The following is a 12,213-nucleotide window of genomic DNA, read 5'->3' as shown; positions in this document are numbered from 1 at the left end:
AGGAATAATTTTATTCATAATTTTTTAATACATAAAATCGAAAGGCGTAAAATCCTGAAGTTTTGGCAGTGGATTTATTTTTTCTGAAGTTTCTAGTAAACTTAAAACTTTATCTGTTTCGTAAGCCGTTTTTCTTAAAATTTTCTTTCCTGTAGATAAATTATAATCTACATATTCGATAAATCCGGGACTAGCATTATGAAATGTATATCCTATAAGTTCAAAGTTTCCGTTTTGAAATCTGAATTTATGAGTGAGTCTTCCACGAATTAATTGATTACTAAATATTAAAATGCCATTTTTTATTTCTAAGTTTTCAAGAATAACTTCCGTTCTTTCATCACCATAAGGAAATTTATTTGGTATTACTTTCTCAGATAAGAAGACGGAGGTTAATTCTCCATGGGTATTTTTAAATTTTATTTCTAATTGATAAGGATTGTATTTACTTTTTGAATTTTCTTTTACAGTAACCATATCAATGAGATTGTCTTTATTTAAATCTCCTTTAACTTCAAAAACAGTCTTGTCAAATAAATTATTCGAGTTTTGAGATTTATAATTGATAAATATAAATAAGGTAAAAGCAAAATATAAAAACGAGTTTTTCATGTAACAATTTATGATACTCAATATTAAACATTATTCAATTTAGTTTTCAATCTTTTTCCTCTTAAAAAGTTCCGGATTATAATTAATAATAAAAACTCCGGCGATAATCAGTACTGCTGCAATGATAAATTTAGCCGAAATTTTTTCATCTAAAATCAGCCAGCTTAAAAATATAGAAATAATCGTATTGATATAAGCTAAAATTGAAACCTGTACTGGAGAGATTTTTGTTAAAGCATAGTGAAATGCAAAGAAAGCCGCTACAGAACCAAAAACTGCAAGATAAAGCATTGCCGAAATACTTTTTATACTCCAGTTTTCAAAGTTATAGGATTCTGAAAAAAGAAAGGCAAAACAAAGCTGTATAACACCGGCAAATAGAAATTGATAGAAAAGATTAAGCGTGATATTTTTACTTTGAAGGTTTAGTTTTTTAGTGAAAATAGTTCCCGACGCCCACCCTAAAATGGCAGCAAAAAGAAAAATAATACCCATTAAATAATCTGGATTTGATAAATCATTCAAACCATCCCAAAATATAAAAAGAATACCACTAAAACATAGTATTATGCCTATTAAAGCCCGAAAACTGAATTTTTGTAATCCAAAAGCCACACTTCCTAAAAAGACAGCGATGGGTGAACAGGCGCTCATTAATGAAGCCAAACTACTGGTTACGGTTTCTTCGGCAACGGTGGTCATTCCGTTGGCAATAATGAGCATTAACGTTGAAAAAATAATCTGATAACCTAGATTTTTCCAGCCGATCCATTTGAATTCTTTTCTGTAGAAAAGTATAACCAACATGATTATCGCCGCTAAAAACTGACGGATCCCAGCAACAAACCATGCCGGAATAGTTTCTACAGCCACACGGATGGATAAAAATGTAGTGCCCCAGACAATGGCGACAGTGAGGATGGCGACAGTAAGTTTGTAATTTTTCAAAATGGAGTGAATCGTCTGCAAATATAGAGATAATGAGTCAGAACAAATGGGTACAGAACAGCAGAATTTTGAAGTTACAGAATTGGTGATTCACTTTTTTAAAATCCTTATCTTTGAGGTCTAATAAAATTGAAAAAATGGTAGGAATTATTATGGGAAGTCAGAGCGACTTACCGATTATGGAACTGGCGGCTAATTTTCTGAAAAGTTTAGACATTCCTTACGAACTGACTGTGGTTTCGGCTCACAGAACTCCGGAAAGAATGTTTGATTATGCAAAAACAGCTAAAGAAAGAGGGTTGAAGGTAATTGTTGCCGGAGCTGGCGGAGCTGCTCATCTTCCGGGAATGGTTGCAAGTTGTACTACTTTACCTGTAATCGGAGTTCCTATACTTTCCAGCAATTCTATTGACGGTTGGGATTCTGTTTTATCAATTTTACAAATGCCAGGCGGAATTCCTGTGGCAACAGTTGCGTTAAATGGAGCATTGAACGCTGGAATTTTAGCAGCAAAGATATTAGGAAGCGGAAACGAAGAAATTGCAGAAAAACTACAGGTTTACCAAGATACTTTAAAAGATAAAGTTTTGGGAACGGTAGATGATATTAAAGCAAAGCATCCTAACCAATACGATAATTAATTTGTGATTGAGAAATTGTCAATAGTGAATTTTACTTCACTCAATAATTGACTTGTCATCTTTACATATAACAAAGCCTCACAATTTTGCGAGGCTTTTGTTTTTATTTTTTGATGAATTTAAAATTTTCTATACCATCTTTTGTTTTGACCTGTAAAATGTAGTTGCCTTTGCTAAGATTTTTAATGTTGATTTCGTTATTTTTCAACGCTCCTTGTAAAACTATTTTTCCGCTTAATTCAAAGATGCTGTAATCTAATGATTGATTACTGTTTTTCAAATAAATAAAATCTGTCGCAGGGTTTGGATAAATTGAAAACTCTTTTACACCAGGATATTCTGAAGTTGACAGTATACAGGTTCCCATAACATCGTTGGTGATTGTCCATCCTTTATTAATCAAAATAGTTCTTTTAGGTAAAATATTTGCTGCGTATACAGCAGGTTCTACAGATGATAAGTTGATGTTATTGGGAGCGCTGGGGTTATCTGCCCAACCTGAAAGTGTTTTACTGTAATTGATACAGTTCAGACCTGTATTGAAAAGCATTTTATGGGCTAAAACCAAAGCACTCAAATTCCAGTTTTCTAATGATTGATTGAAACTACTTGCGCCAGAGAACATATTAGACATTTCTGTCACTTTCCTGACGTTCCATGATGATAGCGGTTGGTTAAAGTTCACAGCAGAACTGAACATTCCATTCATAGTGGTGACGTTTCCTACATCCCAGGAATTGAGAGGTTGATTAAAAACTGTAGTTCCAGCAAATAGATTATTCATTTTTGTGACATTTGCTACATTCCAAACATTCAAAGGTTGATTGAAGGAACTGCAACCACCGAAAGCCGTATTCATATTTTTAACATTAGAAACATCCCAGTTATCCAGAGGTTGATTAAAGGCGGCGTTATTACTAAACATGTAGTGCATATCTGTAAGACTTGAAGTATTCCAATTATTTAAAGGCTGATTAAAATTTTCACAAAATGCAAACATCCAGTTCATCTTCGAGACATTAGAAACATTCCAGTTGTTGAGGTTTTGGTTAAATAAATCTCTTGCTGTGAACATATAGCTGAGATCGTTTGCAGAAGACATATTCCAATTACCTAAATACGGAGGATTGAAATATAGCGGAAGTGTTGCAAAATTAATCCCACTGTAATGAGCTGCAAACATAAAACTGAAATTTTTAATGTTCGAAGTATCCCAATTCTGCATAGAGCTTGCTCCTAAAAACTCAAAGGCTCTGTAAAACATAAGCGATGCATCTGTGACCATACTTAAATTCGGGCTGTCTGTTGCCGTAAGCTGTAGTTTTTGACAGTTGGTAAAAGCACATTTCATGGTGCTCCAGACAATGTTCCCCCATTGTTCAATCTCTCTGATCTTTTCTGAATTACCATATAACTGAATATTAGGAACATTGGTTTCAATATTATTATTAAAAGGCAAGTGGGTGGCAAATTGTATCTGTCTGAAAATTCCGTTTCCGTTGGATACTTTTACTCTGTACTGAGTCGCAGGAGCACTTCCTTCGCGTACAGGGCCGAAATCTATCAATACCTGGCTGGTAGAAGTTACATTGGTCATGATGCCATTGTTTTGCGGATAGCCGACTTCCTCCCATTCGATAGTATAATTTTCTCCTATACCAGGAAACCATATTTGGTTGGAATTGGATTGAAAAGGTGCATTGATGTTTATTGTCGGATTAGTTGTAAAACCGGGTTCCCAGATGGTGATAAACTCATTTTGAGCCTGAGCAAAAAACGAAATGATAATAAAGAAAAACAAAAAAAATGTCTTTTTCATATTTTTGATTTTGGTAGGTTTAATTTTTGATAAATTTTAGATTTTTCACTGCCTGCTGTGTTTTAACCTGAAGAATGTAATTTCCTTTTACCAAATTTCTTATGTCAATTTGGTCTTCACTTACTTTTCCCTGCGAAACAATTCTTCCGCTTGCATCAATGATTTTATATGTAGAGTTTGAGCTTTTTAAATTTTTAATATGAATGAAATCTGTAACCGGGTTTGGGTAAATTGTAAGCAAATTTTTTGAATTAACTTCAGATGTACTCAAAACACTACATGATCCTAGAGTATCTCCCTGAAAAAACCATCCTTTTGCCAAAAGATTATTGCGATCAATCGTTATATCTGAAGCATATTTTGATGGATTTACATTCGCTAAATAAATATTATTTGGAGTAATGCTGTTTAATGACCATCCTTTTATTGTTCTGCTGTAATTTAAACAATCTAATCCTGTATTATTAAGCATAAACATCGCTGTGGAAAGCGATGCTAAATTCCAATTTCCAAGATTTTGGTTGAAATTTGTTGCATTTTCAAACATAAATTCGGTATTCACTACATTACTGGTATTCCAGTTTTCTATATTTTGATTAAATAAAGGTGCATTTTTGAACATGTAAGACATTTTGATAACCTGTGAAGTATTCCAGTTTGCTAAGGGTAGATTGAAGTTTGTTCCGTAAAACATAAACTCCATGTTTTTGTTTTTAGACATATCCCAATTTCCGATAGGTTGGTTAAAGGCAACAGCATTAAGAAACATTGCTGCTGTATCTTCAACTTTCGAGGTATTCCAGTTTGAAAGTGGTTGATTAAATATTGTTGCAGTTGAAAAAGTGGATGACATTAAGGTAACGTTGCTGGTATTCCAACTTCCAATAGGCTGATTAAAAAGAAGACACGCAGAGAAAGTTAAGCTTAGATCTGTTACATTAGAAATGTCCCAATTAGCCATACTTGAATTTCCTACTAAATTATTACACGCTACAAATGTGTTTTGAAGAGAGGTAATATTAGACAAATTAGGAATATCAGTTGCGGTAATATCCATATTTCTACACATTGAGAAAGCTTGTTTCATCGTAGACCAAGGAGTTGTGCCCCATTGTTCAATAGTGAGCAATTTGTCACTGTCACCTACAAGACCTGTCCCATTGGGGTATAAAGTGGAGTCTGCAAATCTGATGCTGTGAAAATTTCCGTTTCCATTGGTGATTTTTAACCTGTAGGTAGCATCTGCCGGATTAGGATTTAATGGTTCAACAAAATTAATTAGTATCTGATATGCAGAACTTATATTTGTTAAGGTAGAATGATTTTGTGGATAGCCTATCTCTTCCCAATAAATGCTAAAATTATTTCCTCTTACTGGAAGCCAAATCTGTGTAGAAGATGATGGTGTTCCGCTTACTAAAGGGGAAGTTTGGGTAATGGATGGCTTCCAAATCATGATAAATTCATCCTGTGCTTTTATCTGTTGAAAAAGCATGACAAAAATGATGAATGTAATTATTTTTTGCATGATTATTTTAATGAAAATATTATCAGATAACTGAAATTCTTATTTTAACCACTGTTAAATTCTTTATGAACCTTCTTTTTGAAATAATATTATTTTTTGATAAATTTTAAACTCTGTATTTTATCTTTAAATATAAGCTCTAAAATATAAGTTCCAGAAGTAAAATCCTGAATGTTGATAGAATCTTTGTTTAAAGAATCTTTCATTACTATTCTGCCACTTAGGTCTGTTATAACAAAGCTTTTTACATTAGAAATATTTTTTAAATAAATAATATCATGCGCCGGGTTGGGGTAAATAGAAATTTTGGGGTTGGTTGTTTCAGAAGTAGAAAGACCTTCTTTGATTTGACAGCTTCCTAAGGTATCTCCAAACATTGTCCATCCTTTACTGATCAATGTATTTCTGTCTACAACGACATCAGGAGAATACGAAAGCATCATCAAAGGAGATATCGAAATATTATTGGGTGTATTGGGGTTTTGTGCCCATCCTGCAATAGTATAGCTGTAATTAACACAATCTATTGAATTTCCACTAAGTGCTAATGAAGCATTGGTAAGTGAGGAAAGATCCCAGCTTCCTAAATCTTGATTAAAACTGTCTGCACCAGCAAATATTGCGGTCATATTTTGAACATTACTAGTGTTCCAAGATGACAATGGTTTGTTAAAATAATCTGCATCATGAAACATATCTGAAATATCAGTTACATTAGATACATTCCAGCTGTTTATAGATTGATTAAAAACTGAATTAGAAAACATGTGAGACATATCGGTAACCATTGAAGTATTCCAATTGTTTAAAGGCTGATTAAAAGCTTTAGTTGCCTGAAATAAGTGACTCATATCTTTTACGTTCGAGGTATTCCAACCGTTAAGGTTTTGATTAAATACCTGTCTTCCTCCAAACATCTGACTCAAGTTTTCAGCTGATGAAATATTCCAATTACTTATTGGAGGATTAAATGTATCATCATTAGAACTACCAACTCCACCAAACATTCCTTTAAAGTTTTTAATAGTAGTAACGTTCCAATTGGCAATAGATGTACTTACAGTAAGCGCATGGATCTTATAAAACATATATGAGGCATCGGTGACGCTATTTAAATTTGGAGTGTCTGTTGCAGTGATTTTCAAATTTCTACAGTTTACAAATGCGCTGTACATCGATATCCACTGAATATTTCCCCATTGCTCCACTTCAAGAATTCTTTCTATGCTTCCTAAATTTTCAAATACAGGTATTGGGTCTGATATTGTATTGGGGTATATTAAACCAAAACGAATCTGTTTAAAGATTCCGTTCCCATTGCTTACTTTTACTCTGTATTTTACATCATCAGATACAGGGTTTAATGCGGTTCCAAAGTCTATCAAAACCTGAGTGGTAGAAGTAACGTTGGGCATCGTCCCGTTGTGTTGAGGATAGCCTATTTCTTCCCAATTTATGGTATAGTTTTGTCCTACTCCGGGAAACCATATTTGATTCGCTAAAACCTGATGGGGTGCAGCAACCATTTCATCCATATTGATTGCGGTTGTAGGTTTCCAGATGGTAATAAATTCGTTTTGTGCTTTTGCAAATTGTCCTAAAAATACTAATAGGATAAGAGCGGATAATTTTTTTAGCATATTTTTTATTTTTAATAAATTACTTTTTAATAAACTTAAAATTCTCAATATTTTTACCAGTTACAATCTGTAAAATATAATTTCCAGAGCTAAGACTTTGAATATTTATAAAATCTTTAGCCAAAGAATCTTTCAATATGATTCTTCCGCTGGAATCTGTTATGATGTAACTTTTTGCATCTTTAGCATTATTTAAATAAATAAAATCTGATGCCGGATTTGGATAAATTGAAAGACTGTTTTTTAGTTTGATTTCATTCACTGCAAGTTTTTCACACTCACCTGCAAGATCTCCGGTAAAAAACCATCCTTTATTAATAAGAGTATTTCTCTTGTTGATAATTGTTGACGAATACATAAGGTTCATAAGAGGACCTAAATTAATATTATTCGCTGTATTGGGATTATCTGCCCATCCTGCAAGAGTATCACTGTAATTGGTGCAATCTATTCCTGTTTGGGTAATTGCCAGCAAAGCTGTAGTAAGCGATGAAATATTCCAGCTTCCTAATGTTTGATTAAAAGCTGCTGCTCCCTGCAGAAAAACATTCATATCGGTTACCTTGCTGGTGTCCCAATTGTCAAGAGGTTGATTAAATGCTGTGCAGTTGTGGAACATATGAGATATATTGGTAACATTTGATGTATTCCAACTGTTAAGGGGTTGATTGAAATTAGGAATCAAATGAAACATAGCACTCATATCTGTAACATTTGAGGTGTTCCAATTATCAAGTGGTTGATTAAATGCAATACATATAGCAAACATAGAACTCATATTGGTAACATTTGAGGTATTCCAATTATTAAGAGGTTGATTAAAGATAGTACAGCCTTCAAACATAGCGCTCATATTGGTAACTTTTGAAGTATTCCAATTGTTTAATGGTTGATTAAAATTAGGAATCTTATTAAAGATAAGAGACATATCTGTAACATTTGAAGTGTTCCAACTGTTCAGGGGGTGATTGAAAGTAGTACAGCCGGCAAACAAAGAACTCATATTGGTAACACTTGAGGTGTTCCAAGAATTTAGGTTTTGATTAAAAGCTTTTCTGTTTTCAAACAATGATTTAAAATTTGTTGCTGATGAGGTATTCCAATTTCCAATGGAAGGATTAAATGTATCTGCAAGCTGATACATATTTGTATGAGCAAACATAAAGCTGAAATCTTTTACATGAGAAGTATTCCAGTTTGCCATTGAAGAATTTCCAGTAAAGCTGCTGGCGTTAAAAAATAGATGTGAAGCATTTTCAACATTCGTTAAATTCGGAGAATCTGTAGCCGTTAACTGTAAACTTTGGCAATGCGAAAATGCATTAAACATCGATGCCCATTGTATATTGCCCCATTGCGATATCTCAAGAATCTTGTCTGAATTACCAAGGTGAGACCAGATTTTGGCTCCGCCTGAGTCTAAGGTGAAAGAAGCAAATTGAATTTTATTAAAAACTCCGTTTCCATTACTTACTTTTACACGATAAGTCGCCTGATTTGGTGTTGGATTTAAAGGAGTTCCAAAATTGATTAAAATTTGACCAGTAGAAGTTACATTCGTTAAAGTTCCATTATGCTGAGGAAAATTTATTTCTTCCCATTGAATGGTATAATTTGTTCCCGTCCCGGGAAACCAAATCTGGTTTGAATTTGCCTGTGATGGTGCAATTACAGTAGTTGTAATATTGGGGTTTATTCCACTCGGTTTCCAGATGGTAATAAACTCGTTCTGCGCTTTCAGGAAATGAAAGACTATTAAGAAAAAAAATGGTAAAAGTTTTTTTAACATATCAATATTTTGTGAAATATAAAGATATATAAAATAAAAAAACTCACCAAATTTGGTGAGCCTAAGTTATTCTATTCCTGCATCATATTGTCTCGGGTATTCTTCTGAACGGCGATTGCACCGAATAAAGCCAGTAAAAATGCAAAAGCATAAAATCCTTTTTCACTCGGTAAAATGGTTGCATTGAATAATCCTATAGTCAACAGAACAATAGATGATATGGTAGCAAACCAACAAATTCCGTAATAGATATCGGTTACTTTGATGTTTTCTAATCTGTCACGAACTGCTTTTTGTAAAGAAATTACGGCAAATAAACCGTAAAGTAGGATGGTGAAGTAGTACCCTTTTTCGTTAAGCAGCATTTCTGCTCTTACCAAACCTACAATAAAACCAACCATTCCTGCTCCTAAAGCAATCCACGATGCCGCTACGAATGCATTTGAAACTCCTTGTTTTTTCATTAAATGTTATTTTTGTTTATTATTGATTCAAATATATTATTTTTTAAATTAATGTTAACGATTATCTCATAAGAGTTTTATTTTTTATAAAATCAAAGTCATCTATTTCAATTGATGCAATTGTATTATTGAAGTTCGCGATACAATATTAGCCCCGATAGGAACGACATCCTTTTTTTTAGGAATGGAGAAACCTCATAGGTTTTCAAAACCTATGAGGTTTAGCTTTGGAGAAAAAAGATACAGTGGACAGCGGGAAATAGCTCCTGAAATAGAGTTTGAGCGTAGGAGAGTGAGTGTGTTTGAGAGTTTGAAAAATATTAATAAAAAAATGCTCCATAAAGGAAAGTTTTGACTGGTTTTATTGAGTAATATATTCGTAATTATACTTTACGTAATTAGCTCCACTTAGGCTTTTTCCAATGACTTGTGTGGGTAATTGAACACTATTATACGTAATCTCATATACCACATTTTGATTCGGCACCCAGTTTCCTGCACTGTCTTTAAAGCTGATTTTCTCTGAAGTGTAATTATTTTTGCTTAATACATAAGCACCACCGATTGATATTTTAAAGTATTTGTTTGTATAAGTAAAAGGATTCAATTTGTTGTCATATAAATATTCATGTTTATTACTTGTAGAAAAAGTACCTCCAAATACTGACGTCTCTACAGTAATATTTTCGCCATTGTAAGTATATGCTGAAGTACTCGGGTTAGAGCAATTTGCCGATTGGCAAAGAGTAGAAGTTGCAATTTTACCGTTGTTGTAGGTATAATTGATTGTACGGTTAAAATCAGGATTACTGTAAATTGCTTTGGTGTTTACAAGTTCTTCACCATTGTAGGTATAAAGAGAGTAGTATTCTAATGTTCCGTCAGTTTTATAATAGTTTGTTTTTAAAGGCTTTCCTGCTGGGTCATATTCGAAAACTGAAGATACTCCTTCGGATAAAACTTTAATCAATTGTCCCTGATTATTGTATTCGAATGTTGCTACCGTAGTTTCAGTACTTGCTGGGTTATCATAATAAACAGTAGTAACTTTACTCAATAAAGTTTTTTGTTGTAGAGGGTCTGTAATTAATTCATCTTCAGCTGTATCGCTACAACTGTTAAAGAATACGACAGAGCTCATTAAACTCAGGAAAAAATACTTCTTCATTTTTAAATTTTAGTTTTCAAAAGTAAGAATTCCCTAGAGAATTTTTTCACTATTAAAAATAAAAAATCCCACTTTTTGAATAATGGGATTTTATAATTTATCTGAAATGCTTTGCAGAGCTCAGCATAACATTTTTTAGTATCTGTAATACTCAGGTTTGAAAGGCCCTTTCACGTCAACACCGATGTATTCAGCTTGTTCAGTAGAAAGAACTTCTAGTTCAACGCTTAATTTCTTAAGGTGAAGAGCAGCTACTTTTTCATCTAAGTGCTTAGGAAGCATGTAAACTTCGTTTCCGTAAGCAGCAGAGTTTGTCCATAATTCGATCTGAGCTAAAGTCTGGTTAGAGAAAGAGTTAGACATTACAAAAGATGGGTGACCTGTTGCACAACCAAGGTTTACCAATCTACCTTCAGCAAGAATAATTACTTCTTTACCTTCGATGGTGTAGATATCTACTTGAGGCTTAACTTCAGATTTTGTAGAACCGTAATTTTCGTTTAACCAAGCCATATCGATTTCGTTATCGAAGTGACCGATGTTACAAACAACAGCTTTATCTTTCATTTTAAGGAAATGCTCTCCTCTTACGATGTTAAAGTTACCAGTAGTGGTGATGATGATATCTGCGTTATCAACTACAGTATCTAATCTTTTTACTTCAAAACCGTCCATTGCAGCCTGAAGCGCACAAATTGGATCGATCTCAGTAACAGTAACGATAGAACCAGCTCCTCTGAAAGATGCAGCAGTACCTTTACCTACGTCTCCGTATCCGCAAACTACCACTCTTTTTCCAGCTAACATAAGGTCTGTAGCTCTTCTTACAGCATCTACTGCAGATTCTTTACACCCATATTTATTGTCGAATTTAGATTTAGTCACTGAATCATTTACGTTGATTGCAGGCATTACCAAAGTTCCGTTCTTCATTCTTTCGTACAATCTGTGAACACCAGTTGTAGTTTCTTCAGAAAGTCCTTTGATATCTTTTGTAAATTCTGGGTATTTATCAAAAACCATGTTTGTAAGATCTCCACCATCATCCAAAATCATGTTTAATGGTTTTCTGTTTTCACCAAAGAATAAAGTCTGCTCGATACACCAGTCAAATTCTTCTTCGTTAAGACCTTTCCAAGCGTAAACAGGGATTCCTGCAGCAGCAATCGCAGCAGCAGCGTGATCTTGTGTAGAGAAAATGTTACAAGAAGACCAAGTAACTTCAGCACCAAGTGCAACCAAAGTTTCGATTAAAACTGCAGTTTGAATAGTCATGTGAAGACATCCTGCGATTCTAGCTCCTTTTAATGGTTGAGATGGTCCGTATTCTTCACGGATAGACATCAAACCTGGCATTTCTGCTTCAGCCAAAGTAATTTCTTTTCTTCCCCATTCTGCAAGAGAAATATCCTTAACTTTATAAGGAACGTATTGTGTTGTTGTACTCATATCTTATGAATAATTTAATTTCTAATTATAAAATGCAAAATTACAACATATAATTTAGATACAAAAACAAGCTTTGAACTTCCTTTTTATGAGATATTACAGAGCTAATTTTATTTGTTTTAAATCTAAATAGTGTATTTTTGCATAAAATAAAT

10 protein-coding genes are annotated in these 12,213 nt (G+C 33.5%); 1 reads left to right on the top strand and 9 read right to left on the bottom strand.

Annotated elements, in window-relative coordinates; genetic code table 11:
- Nucleotides 1-24 precede the first annotated feature (24 nt).
- Together B5X64_RS04025 and B5X64_RS04020 are read right to left on the bottom strand one after the other, a co-directional pair.
- Nucleotides 25-612 (bottom strand): hypothetical protein, encoded by a 588-nt coding sequence (locus tag B5X64_RS04025; protein ID WP_079464034.1) that lies wholly within the window; start codon nt 610-612, stop codon nt 25-27.
- A gap of 39 nt (nt 613-651) precedes the next feature.
- Entirely contained in the window at nt 652-1,560 is a 909-nt protein-coding gene (locus B5X64_RS04020) for a DMT family transporter (protein ID WP_079464033.1), read from the bottom strand.
- Nucleotides 1,561-1,697: 137 nt separating this feature from the next.
- Between B5X64_RS04020 and purE the strand changes: the two genes are divergently transcribed.
- A complete protein-coding gene (gene purE / locus B5X64_RS04015; RefSeq protein WP_066676194.1) occupies nt 1,698-2,201 on the top strand; it encodes a 5-(carboxyamino)imidazole ribonucleotide mutase in 504 nt (167 codons plus the stop codon).
- A gap of 103 nt (nt 2,202-2,304) precedes the next feature.
- Here the strand turns inward: purE and B5X64_RS04010 are convergent, their stop codons facing one another.
- The 7 genes from B5X64_RS04010 to ahcY form a co-directional block, all read right to left on the bottom strand.
- Nucleotides 2,305-4,020 (bottom strand): BspA family leucine-rich repeat surface protein, encoded by a 1,716-nt coding sequence (locus B5X64_RS04010; protein ID WP_066676190.1) that lies wholly within the window; start codon nt 4,018-4,020, stop codon nt 2,305-2,307.
- A gap of 19 nt (nt 4,021-4,039) precedes the next feature.
- Nucleotides 4,040-5,548, bottom strand: a complete 1,509-nt coding sequence (locus tag B5X64_RS04005) for a BspA family leucine-rich repeat surface protein (protein ID WP_079464032.1) — start codon at nt 5,546-5,548, stop codon at nt 4,040-4,042.
- An 89-nt stretch (nt 5,549-5,637) separates the two neighbouring features.
- Nucleotides 5,638-7,188 (bottom strand): BspA family leucine-rich repeat surface protein, encoded by a 1,551-nt coding sequence (locus B5X64_RS04000; RefSeq protein WP_139377597.1) that lies wholly within the window; start codon nt 7,186-7,188, stop codon nt 5,638-5,640.
- Between the two features lie 19 nt (nt 7,189-7,207).
- Nucleotides 7,208-8,977, bottom strand: a complete 1,770-nt coding sequence (locus B5X64_RS03995) for a BspA family leucine-rich repeat surface protein (RefSeq protein WP_079464030.1) — start codon at nt 8,975-8,977, stop codon at nt 7,208-7,210.
- 71 nt (nt 8,978-9,048) lie between these two features.
- The gene (gene yiaA / locus B5X64_RS03990; RefSeq protein WP_079464029.1) at nt 9,049-9,441 is read right to left on the bottom strand and encodes an inner membrane protein YiaA; all 393 of its coding nucleotides are present in this window, start codon (nt 9,439-9,441) and stop codon (nt 9,049-9,051) included.
- 361 nt (nt 9,442-9,802) lie between these two features.
- Nucleotides 9,803-10,609, bottom strand: a complete 807-nt coding sequence (locus B5X64_RS03985; protein WP_079464028.1) for a hypothetical protein — start codon at nt 10,607-10,609, stop codon at nt 9,803-9,805.
- Between the two features lie 135 nt (nt 10,610-10,744).
- The gene (ahcY, locus tag B5X64_RS03980; protein WP_079464027.1) at nt 10,745-12,058 is read right to left on the bottom strand and encodes an adenosylhomocysteinase; all 1,314 of its coding nucleotides are present in this window, start codon (nt 12,056-12,058) and stop codon (nt 10,745-10,747) included.
- Nucleotides 12,059-12,213: the final 155 nt, after the last annotated feature.

It is taken from the genome of Chryseobacterium balustinum (genome assembly GCF_900168205.1).
GTDB classification, from domain to species: Bacteria; Bacteroidota; Bacteroidia; order Flavobacteriales; family Weeksellaceae; genus Chryseobacterium; species Chryseobacterium balustinum.
This window is presented reverse-complemented; position numbering and strand designations above follow the sequence as displayed.